Origin of the sequence: Arthrobacter woluwensis (genome assembly GCF_030816155.1) — a bacterium.
Classification (GTDB): domain Bacteria; phylum Actinomycetota; class Actinomycetes; order Actinomycetales; family Micrococcaceae; genus Arthrobacter_E; species Arthrobacter_E woluwensis_A.
This window is the reverse complement of sequence record NZ_JAUSXR010000001.1, coordinates 2,762,523-2,781,388: the sequence shown is the minus strand read 5'-3', so window position 1 is coordinate 2,781,388 and position 18,866 is coordinate 2,762,523. Positions and strand designations below refer to the sequence as shown.

18 protein-coding genes are annotated in these 18,866 nt (G+C 70.3%); 9 read left to right on the top strand and 9 right to left on the bottom strand.

Translation table 11 applies throughout. The annotated features are described in order from the left end of the window. Positions 1-113 precede the first annotated feature (113 nt). Positions 114-1,130, top strand: coding sequence for an o-succinylbenzoate synthase (locus tag QFZ52_RS12685; protein ID WP_307497952.1), 1,017 nt, complete (start codon positions 114-116; stop codon positions 1,128-1,130). Positions 1,131-1,314: 184 nt separating this feature from the next. Further along, a complete protein-coding gene (locus tag QFZ52_RS12680; RefSeq protein ID WP_307498714.1) occupies positions 1,315-3,348 on the top strand; it encodes a PhoX family protein in 2,034 nt (677 codons plus the stop codon). 87 nt (positions 3,349-3,435) lie between these two features. On the opposite strand, the gene QFZ52_RS12675 is transcribed toward QFZ52_RS12680, so the two are convergent. After that, entirely contained in the window at positions 3,436-4,674 is a 1,239-nt protein-coding gene (locus tag QFZ52_RS12675) for a benzoate/H(+) symporter BenE family transporter (protein ID WP_307497951.1), read from the bottom strand. Between the two features lie 22 nt (positions 4,675-4,696). On the opposite strand from QFZ52_RS12675, the gene QFZ52_RS12670 reads away from it, so the two are divergent. Both QFZ52_RS12670 and QFZ52_RS12665 read left to right on the top strand, forming a co-directional pair. Continuing rightward, positions 4,697-5,215: a helix-turn-helix domain-containing protein gene (locus tag QFZ52_RS12670; RefSeq protein ID WP_307497950.1), complete on the top strand. Its 519-nt coding sequence runs from the start codon at positions 4,697-4,699 to the stop codon at positions 5,213-5,215. Positions 5,216-5,933: 718 nt separating this feature from the next. After that, positions 5,934-7,223, top strand: coding sequence for a C39 family peptidase (locus QFZ52_RS12665; protein ID WP_307497949.1), 1,290 nt, complete (start codon positions 5,934-5,936; stop codon positions 7,221-7,223). Positions 7,224-7,282: 59 nt separating this feature from the next. On the opposite strand, the gene QFZ52_RS12660 is transcribed toward QFZ52_RS12665, so the two are convergent. Both QFZ52_RS12660 and QFZ52_RS12655 read right to left on the bottom strand, forming a co-directional pair. Further along, complete coding sequence (locus tag QFZ52_RS12660) at positions 7,283-7,726, bottom strand: hypothetical protein (protein WP_307497948.1); 444 nt, start codon at positions 7,724-7,726, stop codon at positions 7,283-7,285. Positions 7,727-7,829: 103 nt separating this feature from the next. Continuing rightward, entirely contained in the window at positions 7,830-8,702 is an 873-nt protein-coding gene (locus tag QFZ52_RS12655) for a LysR family transcriptional regulator (protein WP_307497947.1), read from the bottom strand. Between the two features lie 72 nt (positions 8,703-8,774). Here QFZ52_RS12655 and QFZ52_RS12650 point away from each other — a divergent pair, with 72 nt between their 5' ends. Genes QFZ52_RS12650 through QFZ52_RS12635 form a run of 4 tightly spaced genes read left to right on the top strand, consistent with a single transcriptional unit; the run spans position 8,775 to position 12,481 of the window. After that, positions 8,775-10,034, top strand: a complete 1,260-nt coding sequence (locus QFZ52_RS12650; RefSeq protein WP_307497946.1) for an MFS transporter — start codon at positions 8,775-8,777, stop codon at positions 10,032-10,034. Between the two features lie 49 nt (positions 10,035-10,083). After that, positions 10,084-11,091, top strand: a complete 1,008-nt coding sequence (locus tag QFZ52_RS12645; protein ID WP_307497945.1) for a zinc-dependent alcohol dehydrogenase — start codon at positions 10,084-10,086, stop codon at positions 11,089-11,091. 2 nt (positions 11,092-11,093) lie between these two features. Beyond that, entirely contained in the window at positions 11,094-11,483 is a 390-nt protein-coding gene (locus tag QFZ52_RS12640; protein ID WP_307497944.1) for a 6-pyruvoyl trahydropterin synthase family protein, read from the top strand. Continuing rightward, entirely contained in the window at positions 11,483-12,481 is a 999-nt protein-coding gene (locus QFZ52_RS12635) for a glycosyltransferase family 4 protein (RefSeq protein ID WP_307497942.1), read from the top strand. The genes QFZ52_RS12640 and QFZ52_RS12635 overlap by 1 nt, the downstream gene beginning before the upstream one ends. A gap of 407 nt (positions 12,482-12,888) precedes the next feature. Here QFZ52_RS12635 and QFZ52_RS12630 read toward each other — a convergent pair whose 3' ends face one another. Continuing rightward, entirely contained in the window at positions 12,889-13,176 is a 288-nt protein-coding gene (locus tag QFZ52_RS12630; RefSeq protein ID WP_307497941.1) for a type II toxin-antitoxin system RelE/ParE family toxin, read from the bottom strand. Further along, on the bottom strand, positions 13,173-13,406 hold the full coding sequence (locus tag QFZ52_RS12625) for a type II toxin-antitoxin system ParD family antitoxin (RefSeq protein ID WP_278267241.1): 234 nt from the start codon (positions 13,404-13,406) through the stop codon (positions 13,173-13,175). The genes QFZ52_RS12630 and QFZ52_RS12625 overlap by 4 nt, the downstream gene beginning before the upstream one ends. Positions 13,407-13,524: 118 nt before the next feature. On the opposite strand from QFZ52_RS12625, the gene QFZ52_RS12620 reads away from it, so the two are divergent. Further along, positions 13,525-14,322 carry an SDR family NAD(P)-dependent oxidoreductase gene (locus QFZ52_RS12620; RefSeq protein WP_307497940.1) on the top strand — a complete coding sequence of 266 codons (798 nt, stop codon included), beginning with the start codon at positions 13,525-13,527 and terminating at the stop codon, positions 14,320-14,322. Here QFZ52_RS12620 and QFZ52_RS12615 read toward each other — a convergent pair. From QFZ52_RS12615 to QFZ52_RS12600, 4 genes are read right to left on the bottom strand one after another with little or no spacing between them, the layout of a single operon-like run. Then, positions 14,308-14,865 (bottom strand): GNAT family N-acetyltransferase, encoded by a 558-nt coding sequence (locus QFZ52_RS12615; protein ID WP_307497939.1) that lies wholly within the window; start codon positions 14,863-14,865, stop codon positions 14,308-14,310. The genes QFZ52_RS12620 and QFZ52_RS12615 overlap by 15 nt on opposite strands. Before the next feature lie 40 nt (positions 14,866-14,905). After that, on the bottom strand, positions 14,906-15,556 hold the full coding sequence (locus QFZ52_RS12610; protein WP_307497938.1) for an HAD-IA family hydrolase: 651 nt from the start codon (positions 15,554-15,556) through the stop codon (positions 14,906-14,908). Positions 15,557-15,599: 43 nt separating this feature from the next. Further along, on the bottom strand, positions 15,600-16,274 hold the full coding sequence (locus QFZ52_RS12605; RefSeq protein WP_307497937.1) for a response regulator: 675 nt from the start codon (positions 16,272-16,274) through the stop codon (positions 15,600-15,602). Then, a complete protein-coding gene (locus tag QFZ52_RS12600; RefSeq protein WP_307497936.1) occupies positions 16,271-18,847 on the bottom strand; it encodes a DUF4118 domain-containing protein in 2,577 nt (858 codons plus the stop codon). The genes QFZ52_RS12605 and QFZ52_RS12600 overlap by 4 nt, the downstream gene beginning before the upstream one ends. Positions 18,848-18,866: the final 19 nt, after the last annotated feature.

Below are 18,866 nucleotides of genomic sequence, written 5' to 3'. Positions count from 1 at the left end.
GATCCCGGCCCGCCGCTTCTGCGCGGGGTTCTCCCCAAGTTTAGCGATCCGCGCCGCGTGCTCCCGGTGAGCTCGTGCGAACCGCGGAGAAAACCGCGCGTAAAGTCGGAACCATGACCCACAGCACCACCTCGCCGCACGAGAGCCTCCCCACCCTGGACGAGCTTCTGAGCGCCGCCCGCGTGGTCACGCTGCCCCTGCACGTGAAGTTCCGCGGCGTGACGCATCGCGAGATGGTGCTCTTCCGGGGGCCGGCCGGCTGGGCCGAATTCGGCCCCTTCCTGGAGTACGACGACGCCGAATCCGCCCGCTGGCTGGCCGCCGGCGTGGAGGCGGGCTGGCACGGCTTCCCCTCGCCTCTGCGCATGGAGGTCCCGGTCAACGCCACGGTGCCCGCCGTCAGCCCGGACAAAGTCCCGGCCGTCCTCGAACGGTTCGGGCCCGTCACCGCCGTCAAGGTCAAGGTGGCTGAGAAGGGCCAGGAGCCGCACGAGGACATCGACCGGGTCCGTGCCGTCCGCCGCGCCCTCGACGCCGCCGGCCTGCGGGACGCGGCCATCCGCGTGGACGCCAACGGAGGCTGGGACGTGCCGACCGCCGTCGCGCAGTTGCACCGCCTGGCCGAGACCGGGCTTGAGTACGCCGAGCAGCCTGTCATGGGGATCGACGGCCTGGCCGAGGTGCGCTCGCAGCTGGGCGGAGCCGTGCGGATCGCCGCGGACGAGAGCGTCCGCAAGGAAGACGACCCGCTGAAGGTCGCCCGGGCGGGGGCCGCCGATCTGCTGGTGGTGAAGGTGGCCCCGCTCGGAGGTGTCCGGAAGGCCCTGAGGATCGTGCAGGAGGCCGGCCTGCCGGCGGTGGTCAGCTCCGCGCTCGACACGTCGGTTGGCATCAGCGCCGGGGTGGCGCTCGCCGCGGCCCTGCCGGAGCTGCCGTTCGCGTGCGGGCTCGGAACCGTCAGTCTGTTCCAGGAGGACGTGGTCCGGGATGCGCTGACGCCGCGGGAGGGAGTGCTGCCGGTAGGGCCGGTCGAACCCGACCCCGACCTTCTGGACCGTCACCGGGCCTCCCCGGACCGCGAAGCGTGGTGGCTCGATCGGCTGGCCCGCTGCCACGCGCTGCTGGGCTGAGCGGACTGCTGCCCTGAGCGGCCGGGCTGAGCGGCCGCGCCGGAGACCCGCCCGCGTTCACCGGCTGTTCACGGGGTGCTGGGGTGCAGTTCAATCCCCGATGCGATTCTCCAAGGGAACACTCAGAATCCCCGGAGGTACCGTCGTGTCCGAAAACCGTACCCGCTTCCTTGAGCTCCTGCCGATGGCAGGCCACACCCGCGGCAAGCGAAGCCCCATCACCTGTGCCCTGAAGTGCGACAACGCCTGCTCGGGCGAGGTCTGCAACACCAGCCGCAATGACTACTTCCGCGACATCGCGTCCTCCGCGATGTCCCGCCGCTCCGCCCTGGGCCTGGGCGCCGCCGGTGCGCTCGCCGTCGTCTTCGGCAGTGCCATGAACGGCGCCGCTCCCGCCGAGGCGTCCTCCACGCTGGCCCCGGCCGCGAAGGCCGGGTACGACAAGTCCCACCTGCGCTTCAGCGCCATCAAGCCCGTCGACGCCGCCGTGGACGAGTTCACCGTGCCGCGCGGCTTCACCTGGCAGCCCGTGATCCGCTGGGGCGACCCGCTGTTCAAGGACGCCCCGGCGTTCGATGTGAATGCCCAGACCGCGGCCGCCCAGGCCCGCCAGTTCGGCTACAACAACGACTACTCGGACATCATCACGGTGCCGGGCAGCAAGGGCCGCCGCGCGCTCCTGTTCGCCAACCACGAGTACACCAACGAGAACATCATGTTCTCCCCGGAGACGCCGGCCGCCGAGGCCCGCGCGATCGGCCGTGCCGCCCACGGTCTGAGCGTCGTGGAGCTGGAGCGCCGCAACTCCGCCAAGCCGTGGAGCTACATCCAGGGCGCGCGTCGCAACCGCCGCTACCTGATCGACACCAAGTACGAGCTGACCGGCCCCGCCGCGGGCAGCCCGCTCGTGAAGACCTCCCGCGACCCGGAAGGCCGCTGGGTCGAGGGCACCCTGGGCAACTGCTCCGGCGGCACCACCCCGTGGGGCACCATCCTCTCCGGCGAGGAGAACTTCAACGGCTACTTCGTGGCCCCCGGAACCTCCGCGGAGGAGAAGCGCTACGGGCTCGGCTCCAAGCCGACGGCGCGCGGCTGGGAGCAGGACGACCCCCGCTTCGACACCCGCAACCCTGGCTTCGAGAACGAGGTCAACCGCTTCGGCTGGATCGTGGAGGTGGACCCCTTCGACCCGACGTCGACGCCGCGCAAGCACTCGGCGATGGGCCGTTTCAAGCACGAGGGCGCCAATGTGATCGTGGCCCGCTCCGGTCACGTGGTCGCCTACATGGGCGATGACGAGCGCTTCGACTACCTCTACAAGTTCGTCTCCAAGGGTAAGTACCGTGAGGGCGACCGCCGCCACAACATGACCCTCCTGACCGAGGGCGATCTGTACGTCGCGCGCTTCACGGGCGATTCCCCGGTTGCCGAGATCGACGGCACCGGCAAGCTCCCCGCCGACGGCGCGTTTGACGGCTCCGGCGAATGGCTCCCCCTGGTGGTGGATGGCCGCTCCGCCGTCCCCGGCATGAGCGTCGAGGAGGTCCTGGTCCACACCCGTCTGGCCGCCGACAAGGTCGGCCCCACCAAGATGGACCGCTGCGAGGACGTCCAGCCGAGCCTGCGCACCGGCAAGATCTACGTGGCCTGCACCAACAACTCGGACCGCGGCAAGCCCGGCAAGGAAGGCCCCACCGAGGTCAACCCGCGCAGCCTCAACCGCGACGGCCACATCGTCGAGATCACGGAACGCGGCGACCAGACCTCCACGCGCTTCGCCTGGACCCTGCTCCTGGTCTGCGGCGATCCCGCGAAGAACGGCTCCACCTACTTCTCCGGGTTCCCGAAGGACAAGGTCTCGCCGATCTCCTGCCCGGACAACGTGGCCTTCGACTCGGTGGGAGATCTCTGGATCTCGACCGACGGCGCCCCGAGCACCATCGGCTACAACGACGGTCTCTTCAAGGTCACCCTGGAAGGTCCGGAGCGCGGCAAGGTGGAGCAGTTCCTCTCCGTGCCCCGCGACGCCGAGACCTGCGGCCCCGTCATCCACGACCGCGATCGCACGGTGTTCGTCTCGGTGCAGCACCCGGGTGAGGAGGGCAGCTGGGAGGAGCCGCACTCGTACTTCCCCGACTACGTGCCCGCCGGTGCGAAGCCCAAGCGCGGCCAGGCGCGGGCCCCGCGTCCCGCCGTCGTGCAGGTGCTGCCGCGCTAGCCTTCGGACGCCGCTGAAGCACAGCCGCTGAGACGCGCCTCGGGCCCCGGAACTGACGTTCCGGGGCCCGAGGTGTTGAGGGTCAGTCTATTTCCCGCTGCCGGTGAGAAGTGGGGCCTCACTCGGCGCCTTGGCAGGAGAAGCGCCGGGGCGCTTGCGGAGGAACTGCACGAGGAGACCGGCGGCCAGGGCCCAGCATGCCGAACTGAAGCCCCACGCCGAGAACCCCGACGCGGCCACGATGAAGGTCACGGCCGAGGAGTCCCAGTGGGCCCGGTCTGCGACGGCGCCGGCGAGCGCGGACGCGAGCGTCCCGATGAGAGCCACGCCGGACAGCGCCGCGAGGACGCCTGTTGGGGCCGCGAGCATGATGACGGACAGGCTCGCCGCGCCCAGCCCGAGCAGGATGTAGGTCGCGCCGGCCGACACTCCCGCGAGCCAGCGGCGGTTCGCCGGCCCGGCTTCGGGCCCGGCCGCCAGGGCCGCGCTGATGGCCGCAAGATTGACCGCGTGCCCGCCGAAGGGCGCCGCGATCAGACTTCCGGCGCCGGTGGTCACGATCCCCGACCGCCAGGGCACCTGGTACCCGAAACTTCCGAGGATCGCCGCCCCGGGGATGTTCTGCGACGCCATGGTGATGAGATACAGCGGCAGGGCGATCCCGGCGATCGCCTGAAGGTCGAAGACCGGCGCGACGAACTCGAGGCGCGGGATGAACGTCGCCCCGCTGACGTTCACCGCCGACCCGCTGGCACTCACCGCGACCACGACGACGGCGACGGCGAGCGCGCCGGGGACGGCCCACCGCGGTCGCCACCAGCCGATCAGGAGCCATGCGGCGAGCACCGGAAGGATGGCGAGAGGGCTGCTCTGCAGTTCCTTGAACGGGGCCACACACAGTGGCAGGAGGACCCCGGCCAGCACCGCCTGAGCGATGTGGGGCGGGATCCTGCCGACCAGGGTGGCGAGGAACGGCCACAGCCCGGTGAGAGTGAGCAGGAGTCCGCAGACCAGGAAGGCACCCACCGCTCCCGGCCATCCCCCGGGAAGTTCGTGGACGCTCATCAGGAGCGCCGCACCTGGGGTCGACCACGCCGCCACGAGCGGGATCCTGTGGCGCCAGGAGAGCAGCAACGATGCCGCACCCACCATGAGCGTCACCATGATGAGGCCGGAAGTCGCCTGTCCGGGGGTGGCGCCGACGGCCTGGAGGCCTCCGAGCACGACGGCGAATGTGGCGGCGAACCCCACGACGGCGCACACCACGCCTGCGGTCAGCGGAGCGGAAAGCCCGGCCTCCTGCGTTCCATCTACAGAACGTTCCATATGTGGAACGTACCATGGGGGAATGACTTCGCTCAATATCGGTCGCAACGTCCTCGCCCTGCGGGAGGCGCGGGGGATGACGCTCACGCACCTCGCCCGCGAAGCGGGGATCGGCAAAGGCACGCTGTCCGAGATCGAATCGGGCAAGCGGAACCCCACCGTCGAGACGCTGTACTCCCTGTGCGCGCCGCTCAACGTTCCACTGACCGCTCTCGTGGGGGAATCGCCCGGAGCGGTCTCCGAGTCGAGCGGCGGGATGCGCACCACCCTTTTGTCCGTCCGGCGGAATGCACGGCACACGGTCGAGGTCTTCATCATCGAGATCCCGAAGGGCACGGCGCACACGTCGCCCGGCCACGGGCCTAGCGTGATCGAGCACTTGGTGGTCACCGAAGGATCCCTCCAGGTCGGTCCGGTCGGCAAGACGGTCACCGTCGAGGCAGGACATTCGTTCACCTGGACCAGCGACGACCGCCACCACTACGCGAGCCCGGAGAGTTCCGGAGAAGGCGTGCTGACCATCATGACTCCGCTTCCGTAGCGCGGCGCCGGCGCCGTCGCCGGGCGGTCGCCGCCGCCGTCGCGGGTCCCGACTTCGTGGCGAGGCGAAGGCCGAGCGGGATCCCTGGCTTTCCCGTCGGTTTTTCTGGAAGATGGATGAACAATCCAGGGCGACGTTGGGGGCGAAATGGTCGGCAGTCGGGTTCGGAGGGGTCGCAGGGCGATTCTGGGCGTCATGAGGGCCGGTTCCGTCGCTCTGTGCACCGTGGCGCTGGCGCTGTCGGCGCTCGTGACCGGCCCGGCAGCGCAGGCGCTGGACGAGCCGCAACCGTCGGTCTCGCCGTCCGTCGGGGTGGCCCCGCCGAGCGCACCGCCGACGGGTGAACCGGGCCCGGGGGAGAGCGCCTCCCTTGATCCGACGTCGTCGCCGGTTCCGACGTTGTCACCTGCGCCGACGGTGACGACCGAACCGGAACCCCACGCCATCGTCCCGGGCGCGGTGACGCTCGACGGCTCGGCGGCGACCGGGCAGACGATCCGGGCGGTGGTCGCGGGCTGGGAACCTGACGTGACGCTCGCCTTCCAGTGGCTGCGCAACGATGCCCCTGTCGAGGCCGCGACATCCGCGACGTACACGGTCACGGCGGCCGACGCCGGAGCGAGACTGAGTGTGCTCGTCACCGGTGCCCGCGAGGGCTCCGAGCCGGTCCAGGTGAAGTCCGACCCCCTCGTGGTGCCGCGCCCAGCTGCCCGGCGCGATGCCCACCATCACCGGCCCCGCGGTCCAGGGCGGCACCCTGACAGCCGTCCCCGGCGCGTGGCCCGCCGGCTCGGCCCTCAGCTACCAGTGGCTGCGCAACGGCGCGGAGATCACCGGAGCCACCCGGCCGATGTACGTCCTGACGTCCGACGACGGCGGGCAGAATGTCTCGGTGCGGATCACCGGCGCTCTGGCCGGCTACCAGGAGGGTGTGAAGACATCCGCCCCCGTGTCGGTGCTGAGGCTGATGGCGACGTCGGCGCCGACACTGGCGGGGACCGTCAAGCTCGGCTCCGTGCTGACCGCCCAGCCCGGCGCCTGGACGGCGGGGACGGCATTCACGTATCAGTGGCTGCGCGACGGGGTCCCGATCGTCGGCGCTACCCGATCCAGTTACACGGTGGGTGCAGCTGATGTGACCAAGTCGGTTGCCGTGCGGGTCAGAGGAACGAAGGCCGGCTATGCCGCGGCGACACGGGCAAGCATCCGCGGCGTGATCGTGCCGCGGGTGCTGAAGACTGCGGCGCCCAGCTACACGGGGCAGACGGTCCTGGGCGAGGTGCTGCTGGGAAGAAGTGGCGTGTGGACCGCCGGGACCTCATTCCGGTATCAGTGGTACCGGAACGGGATCGCGATCCCCACCGCGACGGGGTTGAACTACAAGATGGTCTCCGCGGACCTGGGCAAGCGCCTCATTCTCCGCGTCAGCGGCACGAAAGCGGGATACGCGCCGGAAACCCGCCTGAGCGGAGGGTCCGCGGCGATCCGGCGCCCGGCACCCGTGGTCTGGCGGCAGAACGATCCCCGCTGGGCGAACATCCGCGTGGGCATCAGGCTCATCGGACCCTCCGGCTGCGTCCCCACGGCCACCGCCATGGCGTTGTGGTCCGAGGGCATCAAGACCACCCCGTACGGTGTCGCGGTGACGATGAATCGTCTGGGTGACTACAACCGCACCGTCTCCGGGGCCGGCTCGCGCTCGATCGTCGCGGCCGCCAAGTACTACGGGGTGAAGGCCACCCCGATCACGAACGTCGCGGCTCTGCGCGCTTCGTTGAAGGCCGGTCACTCCGTCGTCGCGCTCATGCGTGGCCCGGCATCCATCACCTGGCCAGGCACCACTCACGCCATCACGCTCTCAGGCTTCTCGAGCAGCGGCGCCACCTACGTCCGCAATCCCTACGCCGGCACGGTCAACGACTGGTATCACCCCGACACCCTCTGGTTCTATCAATCCCTGGACCCGTTCGACCGCAACGCCGGCGCCGTCTTCTGGCAGATCGGATAGGGAGTCCCGGGCGCGGGCATGGACTGCGAACGGGGCTGTCCCTGGTAGTGCGCTCCACCTCAGGACGACTTGAGCTCCTTGCGGATCCGGTCGATCGTGGCCGTGCTGAGGCGGGACTCCCGGGCCAGTGTGGCAGTGGTGCAGTCGTCGCCGGCCGCCACGCGCTGCGCAACCTCCCGGTCGATCTGTTCCCGGATGGCTGCCTTGTCCGCCTGGACGGAGGTGATCCGCTTCGCCACCGTCAGAAGGTTTTCCAGGAGATCAAGCTTCTCCGCCGTCGTTCCTGTGCCGGATTTCGGGGCGGCGCCCAGATCGCTGCGAAGGAACGTTCCGCTGACGCCTGCGGCATCGCTCAGATCCCGCGGGGCGACTCCCAGCGCATACCCGTGATCGAAGAGCGCGCGACGCATGGTGAACAGGTCCTCGAGGTCCGCGGTGATCGTGGACCATCGCGTTCCCAGTTCTTCGAGTGCGGTGGAAGGTGACTGGCTGATTCCGGGCATCGGGTTCGCTCCGTTCGGCTGGTGGATCGTCTTCCTCGAAACTATCATCGGTTGCGTCTTGTCGCAACCGATGATAGTCGGCTGTTCGAGGCGAGGTGAGTCGTCAACTGGAGCGCGAGGTCAGCTCCAAGCGGGATGTCAGCATCTTGGCAAGGCGGAGCAGGGCTCCGTCCGGTTCCGGTCGCGTGATCATGCTGAGGCGAACGCTCCACGTGAAGGGGAGGCTTGTGATCCTGTCGCCGGGCAGACGTTCGGCGACGGCGGAACTGCGGGGAATGATGGCGGGCTCACCAGCGAGACGTGCCATGCGGATCGTTCCCGTCACGGTGGCCCCCAGCCGCGGCGTGCCTCCGAGTGCGACAACCCGCGCCGTGAGGTCGTGATCCCGGAGGTCGTACGTGGACGTGGGCAGAGACAAGCCGGACAGGGGCAGGCGTCCAGTGGTGGGATGCGGCGCGCCGTCAGGGATGAGGACCACCATCTCATCGCGCCCGATGTCATGGCCCGTCACGTCGGCAGGAAGGCGCCGCTGTCCGGCCACCGACACGATGGCGGCGTCGAGCATCCCTTCCGCGACCCAGTCGATGAGGGTGAGCCCATGATCGACCGCCTGGGTGATCGTCCGTCCGTTGCGCTGTGAATCGATGAGGGGCAGGACGGTGTCGGCGAGCCCGTGAAAGCACCCGATCCTCAGGGGCGGATCGGTTGTAGCCGAGCGGATGTCGTCGACTATTCCGTCGAGATGGCCCAGGATGTGTTCGGCACGTCTGGCCATCTCGTAGCCCGCCGCTGTGGGTGCGGCGCCGCGTGGCCCTCGGGTGAACAGCAAAACCCCCATCCGCCGTTCCAGCCGGGTCAATCGTACCGAAGCCGATGCCTGGGAGATTCTCAATCTCCGGGCGGCCGCGCCTATCGATCCCACCTGGGAGACCGTCCAGACCAACTCCAAGTCATCAACATCTGGTCTGAGGGTCATAGCCAAATGCTATGTCTTCGCGGACGGAATGAATGTCTACTCCCCGTTCCGATTTCCGCCGAGGATGAGTTCATGTCCTCCTCCCGACCCACGGTCACGCTCTTTTCGGCCGCCGTCATCATCGACGTGAGTTCGCGTGCCGCGTTCGTCGCCTTGCCGCTCATCGTGCTCAGTGAGACGGGCTCTGCGGCGCTCACCGGCGTCGTGAGCGGCGCCATGGCGTTGCCTCTGCTGCTGTCACCGTGGTGGGCGAGAAGGCTGCGTCACGCTGCCGCCCGGCCCGCGGTGCTCGCGGCGTTGACTCTCCTTGAGGCGGCCGGGGCGTTGCTGGTGCCGATCGCCACGATTTCCGGACATCTGACCGCTGGAGTTCTCATCGGTGCGGGCCTCGTGTCCGGTGCGGGGCGTACTCTGACGCTCCCTGGACGCCAGACGTTGCTGGCTGAACTGGAACAGGAACGCACCGGATCGCCGGTCCGGATTCTCGCCTGGCAGGAGGCGGCCTCACGTGCCACGAGCATCGTCGGACCGGCGGTGGGGGCTCTCGTCGTCGCCGCGGGGTACGGGGTCGGTTTGCTCTTCGCGGAAGCCGCGGCGATCAGCATCGGCGCGTTGCTGACGCTGACGGTGCGCGGCCCCGGCCTCACGAGTGCGGACCACAAGCCCGCGTCCGCCCCGAAACTGCGCACCCTTCTGCGCCGGCATCCGGACATCCGGGCCGGATGGATCATCCGTGCGACGGCGGGCGCGACCTGGTTCGCCTTCTCGCTCGGCCTTGCCATCCAAGGGGAACTACAGCATCGTCCGGGCTACTTCTACGCGATCGGGCTCAGCAGTTACGCACTCGGCGCCGTCATCGCCACGCTCACCGTCGGACGTTTCCCCTGGGTTGCTCCGAGCCTGACCTTGGCCGCGCTCGGGTGGACCGTGAATGGCGCCGCGTGGGTGCTGATGGGGATATGGCCGGACGAATGGGGCTACGCGATCGGCGGGCTGGTCGGCGGATCGGGGGCTGCCGTGGGGTTCGCGACCATCACCCGCCTCATCGCCGAGCGCACCGAAGGACCCGACCGGGGCGCGCTCCTCAGCGGTCAACTCGTCGTCGTGGAGAGTGGCACGGCCGTAGGAATGTTCGCCGGAGGATCACTGATCGAGCTGTGGGGCATCGGAGGGGCGTTCGTCATCACGGGAGCGGTCTTGACCGCCGTCGCACTCCTCGCGCCGTTGGTGCTCCGTAGCCGACCTCGCGGCTCAACAGCGAACCGCAGGAGGCCGCGCGTGCTGGAGGGTGGGTTGCGAAGGGCGTCGAACGCGCATCCCGCGGAGCGCTGACAAGGGGTCTTCCGCCGCCCCACGGCACCGGGCTAGATTCGAAAGCACGATGACCATCCCAGAGCACCGCCGCCACGCCACCGCCTACTGGACCGTCCGCCCGGGTGAGGGCGAACTCCGCACGGAGGAACTCCCCGAGCCCGGAGCCGACGAGGCCCTCGTCAGGGCCCTCTACTCCGGCATCAGCCGCGGCACCGAGCTGCTCGTCCACCAGGGTCAGGTCCCGGACAGCGTCGCGGACGCGATGCGCGCCCCGCACCAGGACGGCGACTTCCCCGCCCCCGTGAAGTACGGCTATCTCTCCGTCGGCGTCGTCGAGCAGGGCCCCGACGACTGGACGGGCCAGGCGGTCTTCTGTCTCCACCCGCACCAGGACCGCTACGTCGTCCCGCTCAGCGAGCTCACCAGGATTCCCGACGGCGTCCCACCCCGCCGCGCGGTCCTCACCGGCATGGTGGAGACGGCGCTCAACGCCCTCTGGGAAGCCGGGCCGCGGCTGGGGGACCGGGTCGCCGTCGTCGGGGGAGGGCTGCTGGGTGGCACGCTGGCGACGCTCCTGCGGAAGTTCCCGCTGGACCGCCTGGAACTCGTGGAGGTGGACCCGGCCAAGGAGCGGATCGCCGAGGAGCTGGGCATCGCGTTCGCCCACCCGGATAAAGCGCAGGCGGATTGCGACCTCGTCTTCCACTGCTCCGCGACCAGCGACGGCCTGCGCCGCAGCCTCCAGCTGGCCGGTGACGAAGCGACAGTCATCGAGCTCTCCTGGTATGGCGACAAGCCGGTCGAGGTGCCGCTCGGCGAAGACTTCCATGCCCGCCGCCTCTCGATCATCGCCAGCCAGGTGGGTGTCGTCGCGAAAGCCCGGCGCCACCGCCGCAGCACCGCGGAGCGACTTGCCACCGCCGTCGGCCTCCTGGAAGACCCCGCCTTCGACCTCTTCCTCAGCCAGGACACCAGCTTCGCCGACCTGCCGACCACCATGGAGAACCTGGCCGACGGCGGCGGCGGGAGCGCCTGCCCTGTCGTCAGCTACCGTGCCCCGCAACCGGAGGAATGACCATGTTCAGTCTCACCGTCCGCCGCAGTTTCATGATCGCCCACAGCCTTCCGCGGGAGTCCTTCGGGCCCGCCCAGGGGCTGCACGGCGCGACCTTCGTGGCCGAGGTCGGCTTCCGGCGCGCAGAGCTCAACGAGGACTCCGTGGTCATCGACATCGGCGCGGCGGGGGACCTGCTCCAGGAGATCCTCGACCGGCTGGACTACAAGAATCTGGACGAGCTGCCCGAATTCGCCGGACGGCTCACCACCACCGAATTCCTCGCCCGGCACATCGCTGAACAGCTCGCGGAGAAGCTCCCCGACGACGCCGGTCTCCACGGGCTCGACGTCACCCTCCGCGAAACCCCCGACGCCTGGGCCGGGTACTCACTCGACCTCAGCCGAGGGTGATGAACACCGTCCGCTTCATCGTGCCGGGCAACATCGGGCACCGCTCCGGCGGCAACCTCTACAACGCCCGGCTCGTGGAGTACCTGGAAGCGCTCGGCGTCCGCACCGAGGTGATGGCGCTCGACGGCGCGTGGCCGCCCGGGCGCCCCGAGGACCGCGAGTCCCTGGCCCAGGCACTCCGCGCCGTGCCTCTGGTGATCGTCGACGGCCTGGTCGCGGCCGGAGCCCCGGACGCCATCGAAGCCGCCGTCCAGGCCGGCGCGCGGGTGTGGGTGCTCTCGCACATGTCCTTCCCCGGCATCGCCGGGCTCGAGGGCCGTGCGCTCGCCGCGGCGACCGGCGTCATCTGCCCGAGCTCCTTCGCCGCCTCCCAGCTCGAGGCGCTGTACGGCCTGGACCAGGTCCACGTCGCCCGGCCCGGAGCCCGGCCGGCCGAACCCGCCGTCGGATCGCGGCCGCCGCGGATCGTCTGCGTCGCGGCGCTGCTGCCGAACAAGAGCCAGCTCTTACTCATCGACGCGCTCGCTCGCCTCGGTGGCCTGCCCTGGACGGCGTCCCTTATCGGCTCGCCGGACGCGGACCCGGAGTATGCCGCGCAGCTGAGGGCCGCCGTCGCGCGCCACGGCCTGGAGGACCGCATCCACCTGGCCGGAGAGCTCGACGGCCAGGAACTGGAGGGCGCATGGCACGTCGCGGACCTCAGTGTCCTGGTGTCCGAGCGCGAGAGCTTCGGCATGGCCGTGCAGGAGTCGCTGGCGCACGGGGTTCCGGCGGTGGTCCGTCGAGGAACCGGGGCGGAGGAGGCGCTCGGCGCGGGCGGTGCGGGTGCGGCGGTGGATCTCGACGGCGGGCCGGACGCGTTGACGGAGACCCTGGCGACCTGGCTGGAGGATCCCGAGCTCGCGGCCCGGTGGCGGGAAGCGGCTCTGCTCCGGCGCGCGGTCCTTCCCCGCTGGACGGAGACCGCCGAGAGGGTGCTCGCCCTCCTCCGCGGCTGAGGTCCGTCCTGCTGAGTGGCGGGCAAGTCTGGAAGTTCGCACTTGATCGCATTAGTCTCACGAAGACAAGACCCGGTGCGGAGAAACGAGGAAGCCGTGGCGCGACGACGGAGAGCGCTTGTCTGGCCCTGGACGGAGTGGTGGTCCTGGACGGCGCTGTTGGTTTCCCTGATGATCATCGTCGTGCCACTGGTGACCTCCAGGGTGCGGGGCTGTCCCGCCTCCACTGGCTATGGAGATGCCGATCAGTGTGTCGAGACGCCGCTCCTGGGCACCCCGCTCAGCGAGATCCTCACGGGGATCTGCGGAGTCGTGGCGGCGTGCGCCCTCCTCGGGCTTGTCTGGACCATTCGGCAGAGAGTCTCCTCAGCGAAGCGGTAGACGCTCACCGAGCGGAGTAGCCCGCCCTACAGGTGCCGGCCCGAGTCCATGCGCTGGTGCAGCACTCTGATCACGTCGACGCCGTCGTCGGCGACCACGTAGAAGATCAGGTGGCTGCCGATGGCATACTTCCGGTACCCGGCACGGATCTCATCGCACGTCCTTCCGCGGGCAGGGTCTTCGGCGATGCGTTCCATCGCGGCGTGGAGCTCACGGATGTAGGTCTCCGCCTGCCGCGTGTCCCAGCGCTCCGCCGTGTAGTCCCAGATGGACGACAGGTCGGCTCGCGCGGCGGGGGTGAGCCGGAAGCTCATCCCTTCTTCTCGGCGATGAAGGCTTCCAGGTCGAACGGCTCGGGAGTTCCGCTGGATTCACCCTCGGCGAGGGAGGCCCGGAGTGCTGCCAGGTGGGTTTCCTGGTCCTCCAGCAGCCGCAGCCCGGCACGCACCGCTTCGCTCGCCGTCCGGAAGCGCCCGGATTTCACTTCCCGGGCCAGGAAGGCGGCGGAGTGCTCGTCCAGGCTGATCGAGGTGTTGCTGCTCATGCTTTCAAAGTACCAATAATTGGTAATCGCGAACAGGTGTCGCGCGGGACCGGACCCGGAGTGGAGCGGCCGAAACCCACCCCTGGTCCGCACCCCGCCCGTGGCCTAGCGTGAGGTCATGACCATGAATCGTTTTGCGGGACGGGTGGTGTTCCTGACCGGGGCGGCCCAGGGGATCGGCGCGGCCACGGCACGGCGCCTCTTCGCGGAGGGCGCCACGCTGGTGCTCGCGGAGCGGAACACCGACGGCGCCACGCGGGTCGCGGAGGATCTCGGCGATCCGGACCGCACCCTGGTTGTGCCCTGCGATCTGACGGACCGCGCGTCCGTGGACAGCGCCGTCGCGGCGGCGGTGGAGCGCTTCGGCCGGCTCGACGCCCTCGTCAACGTGGCGGGCGGCGCCCTGCGGCACCCCGGCCTCCTGCACGGGATGGACGACGACGGCTGGAACCGGACGCTCGACCTCAACCTGAGCGGCCCCATGCGCTGCATCCGCGCGGTCGCGCCGCATCTGGGCCCGGGCGGGGCGATCGTCCTGGTGAGCTCGGTCAACGGTCTGCAGGCGTGGGGCGGGGAGTCCTACTCGTCCGCCAAGGCCGGGCTCGTGGTCCTGGCCAAGAATCTCGCCGTGGAGCTGGGCCCGGCCGGGGTGCGGATCAACGTCGTGGCCCCCGGAACGATCCGGACACCTGTCTGGGACGACCAGGGCGGCCCGGACCGGCTCGCCCCGGTGTACCCGCTGGGCAGGGTGGGGGAGCCCGAGGACATCGCCGCGGCGATCGCCTTCCTCGCGTCGGACGACGCCGCCTGGATCACCGGGATCACGTTGCCGGTCGACGGCGGCGGAGGAACCGGCCCCCTGCACCTCCTGCACCAGCTCCGGAAGGATCCGGACGGGGACTCACTCGAAACGTGAGAAGGGCTCCGCGTAACGGAAAGTGCCGACCTCGCCGTCGTAGGCCGGAAGCAGCCGGACCTGGAAGTAGTCGCCCCAGGCGGGATCCGGCGAGCCGATGCCGTGACGGGCCGCCGCGACCCAGCCGTGGCGGCCGTAGTAGCCGGGAGCGCCCAGCAGCGCGATGAGCGGCTCACCCAGGAGCACGGCGGCGTCCACGGTCGCGGCCAGCAGCACGGCGCCGACGCCGCGGCGCTGTGCTGCCGGAAGGACTGACAGCGGGCCGAGGCCGAGCGCGGGAACCGGCGGGGCGCCGTCGCCGTCGAGCGTGCCGCGCGTCGTCATGATGTGCCCCACCACGACCCCGTCCTCCTCCGCGACGAGGGCCAGCTCCGGCACGTAGCCGGAATCCTCCCGCAGCCACTCGACGAGCGCAGCCTCTCCGGGATCCGAGGTGCCGTCGACGGGCGGGGCTGCATGGGGCGCGCCGCGGAACGCGGCCGCGGTCAGGGTCCGGATGGCAGAAAAGTCTTCAGGCGTCTCAGGCCTGATCAGAAGGGGCATGGATCCAGCCTGTCACTCCGCGCGGCCCACGGGAAACAGGTCACGGGAAGCGCAGGACGATCTGGTCGGCGTCGCGGGAGACCTCGACGCCGGTCAGGTCCGTCACGTGCACGTCCGGGCCGTGCACCGCGGACGCGGTCCCGACGCCCACCACGGCCATGCCGGCCGCCCGGGCGGCGGCGATGCCTGCCGAGGAGTCCTCGAACACCACGCACTCCTCGGGATCCGCACCCAGGGCGCGGGCCGCCGCCAGGAAACCCTCCGGGTGAGGCTTGCTGTTCCGCACGTCCTCCGCGCTGACCATGAGGGGCGGCAGCGGAACTCCGGCCGCCGACATCCGTGCCGTGGCGAGCTCCAGGGTGGCCGAGGTGACGAGCGCGTGCGGCGTCCCCTCCAGCGCCCGCAGGAAGGCCTGCGCTCCCGGCACCTCGTGGACGCCGTCCAGTTCGCGGACTTCACGGGCCAGCATGGCCTGGTTCTCCGTGAGATTGAGCTCGTGGTCGCGTTCCGGGAGAAGGACCGCCATGCTCTCCTGGCCCTGGCGGCCATGGATCACGCTGAGAACCCGTTCGGGGTCGAGACCGTGGGACTCGCCCCACTCCGTCCAGAGCCGCTCCACCACGGCAGACGAATCCACCAGGGTCCCGTCCATGTCGAGCAGGATGGCCTTGACGTTCATCGTTTCTCCCATGAACCCAGCCTAAAGGGCGTCCGGGAACGGCCGGTCCGGGGACTCACGGGACGAAGCGGTACCCCATGCCGGGCTCGGTCACGAGGTGCTCCGGATGGGCGGGGTCACGCTCCAGCTTCCGGCGCAGCTGGGCGAGATAGACGCGCAGATACTGGGTCTCCTCCGTGTACGCCGGACCCCAGACCGAGCGCAGCAGGTGCTGCTGCGTGACGAGCTTCCCGGAGTTCTCCACCAACAACTGGAGCACGGCCCATTCGCGCGGTGTGAGGTGCACCCGCTCGCCGTCGCGGGTGACCGAGGAGGCGGCGAGATCGATGCGGAGCGCCCCGGCGTCCACTGCTCCGAGTGCGAAATCCTGCACCCTGCGCCGTTCCACCGCGCGCATCCGGGCCAGCAGTTCGTCCAGGCCGAAGGGCTTGGTGACGTAGTCGTCCGCTCCGGCGTCGAGGGCCTCCACCTTGTCCGAGGAGCCGTGCCGGGCGGAGAGCACGATGATCGGGACCTCCGTCCAGCCGCGCAGGCCGTGGATCACCTCGGTGCCCTCCATGTCCGGCAGGCCGAGGTCCAGGACCACCACGTGCGGCGGGTTGTCGGCGGCGGCACGCAGCGCGGAGGCGCCGTCAGCGGCCACCGCGACGTCGTACCCCTCCGCCCGCAGATTGATCTGGAGGGCGCGGAGCAGCTGCGGCTCGTCGTCCACCACGAGCACTTTCCTCATGCCCGTTCCTCCTGTCCTTCGGGTGTTCCCTGAGCCGCGCCGTGCGAGTGCGGCCCCGCGTACAGCGGGAGCCGGACCACCATCGTCAGGCCGCCGCCCGGCGTCGGCTCCGCGGTGAGCTCTCCGCCCATCGCCTCGATGAAGCCTCGTGCCACCGCGAGCCCCAGCCCGAGCCCGCTCGCCTGGGTGTCCAATTGACGGAAGGGCTGGAACATCTCGGCCAGACGCTCCTGGGCCACGCCGGAGCCGTGGTCCACCACTCGGAGTTCGCTCGCGGGACGGCCGTCCAGCACCGGTCCGAGAAGACCACCGGGGGTCGCCACCAGGACCACCCCGGAATCCGGGGCGTGCTTGACGGCGTTCTCCACGAGGTTCGCCAGCGCCCGCTCCAGCAGGCCACGGTCCGCGTCGACGGGCGGGAGATTCGGTGCAAGCTCCACGCGCACCTGGCCCTCGCCGACCCCGGACAGTGCCTCCGGGACCACCTCCAGCCAGGAGACCGGCTCGTGGAGCACGGTGACGGCGTCGCCCGAGATCCGGGACATGTCCAGCAGATTGGCGATCAGCGATTCCAGCCGGTGGTTGCAGCTCTCGATCGTCTCCAGCATCTCCTCCTCTTCCTCCGCCGTCATCTTGCCGCGCTGACGCCGCAGGGCCGTGGCGGCCAGACCGATCCCGGCCAGCGGCGTGCGGAGGTCGTGGGACGCGGCCTGCAGCAGGGACGTCCGGATGCGGTTGCCCTCCGCGAGCTTGACGGTGTCGGCCAGGCTCAGGGCCAGCCGGTCCCGTTCCAGGAGCGCCAGCAGATGGGATTCGAACGCCCGGAGCAGCCGCCGCTCGCCGCCCGACAGGACTCGCCCGTTCCACGCCAGCAGCACGGTGGGGGAGAGCTCCTCCGCGGTGCCGGCCTCCTCGGGACTGCCGGGCGCGCCGGCGCCGGTGGAAGCGCTCAGCCGCCAGCCGGCGTCGTCGCCCGCAGGCTGTGAGGCGTCCCGCTCGAACAGGGCCACGGCCTCCAGCGAGAACTCCTGCCGCACCTGCCGCACGAAGTCCGCAGGGCTCTGGTCGCTGGCCAGCGACGACGACGCGAGCTCACTCAGCGTGACCGCCTCGGCCCGCGCGCGCCGGGCTTCCACGCTGCGCCGGGCGGACAGGCCCACCACCAGCGAGACGGCGATCGCGACCCCGAGGAACACGATCAGGGCGAAGAGATTCTGGGGATCGGAGATGGTGAACGTGCCCACCGGCGGCGTCACGAAGAAGTTCAGCAGCAGCGAATCCAGGATCGCCGCCGGGACCGCCGGTTTGAGCCCGCCCACGAAGGCGACCGCGATGACCACGCACAGGTGCGCGAGCACGTGGGTGGCCAGGTCGAGGCCTTGGAACGGCGAGAGCAGCAGCGTGATGAGCGGTGGCCCCACGAGCGCGAGAACGAACCCCAGCGTGGTCCGGAGCCGGCTCAAGGACGGAGCGGTCGGCAAGGCCGCCTGGCGTCCCGTGAACGGGTGGGTCACGAGATGGACGTCGATGTCCCCGGAACCGCGCACCACGGCGTTGCTCACCCCGGTGCCGAGCAGCTGATGGAGCCGCCCGTGCCGGGACACCCCGATGACGATCTGCGTTGCGTTCGCGCCCCGGGCGTAGTCGAGGAGGGACGCCGCGACGTCCTCGCCGGAGACGTGGACGAAGCGGCCGCCGAGGTCCTCCACCAGGCGCTGCTGCACGCCCAGCCGGCCCGCCGAACCGTCGTCCAGGCCGTCGGCGCGGCGGACGTGCACGGCCAGGAGGTCGCCGTCGTTCACTCGCGAGAGGACGCGGGCGGCACGGCGCAGCAGGATCTCACCCTCGGGCCCGCCGGTCAGGCCCACCACGATCCGTTCGCGCGCGGGCCACGTGCCCTCGATGCCCTGGTGTTCGCGGTACCGGGCCAGACCTTCGTCCACCCGGTCGGCGAGCCAGATCAGGGCGATCTCGCGGAGGGCCGAGAGGTTGCCGAGCCGGAAGTAGTTGGCGAGGGCGGCGTCGATGTTCTCCGCCGGGTAGACGTCGCCCTGGCTCAGCCGCTGCCGGAGCAGCTCCGGCGCGATGTCCACGAGCTCGATCTGGTCCGCGTGCCGCACGACCGCGTCCGGGATGGTCTCCTGCTGCCGGGTGCCGGTGATGGCCTGGACCACGTCGTGGAGGGACGCTAGGTGCTGCACGTTGACGGTGGAGAGCACATCGATCCCCGCGGCCAGGAGTTCCTCCACGTCCTCCCAGCGCTTTTCGTTCCGGCAGCCGGGGGCGTTGCTGTGGGCGTATTCGTCCACGACGGCGACGGCCGGCGCGCGCTCCAGCACGGCGTCGAGATCCATCTCCTCCAGGGCGGCGCCGCGGTGCGTGTGGCGACGGAGGGGCACTGTCTCGAGTCCGTCGAGCAGCCGGGCCGTCTGCGGCCGGCCGTGATCGAGGGCGACGGCCACCACCACGTTCTCGCCGGCGGCCCGGAGCCGATGGGCCTCCTCCAGCATGGCGTACGTCTTGCCGACGCCCGGGGCCGCCCCGAGGAACACCCGTAACCGGCCGCGTCTCATGCGCCGATCCTAACAGCGC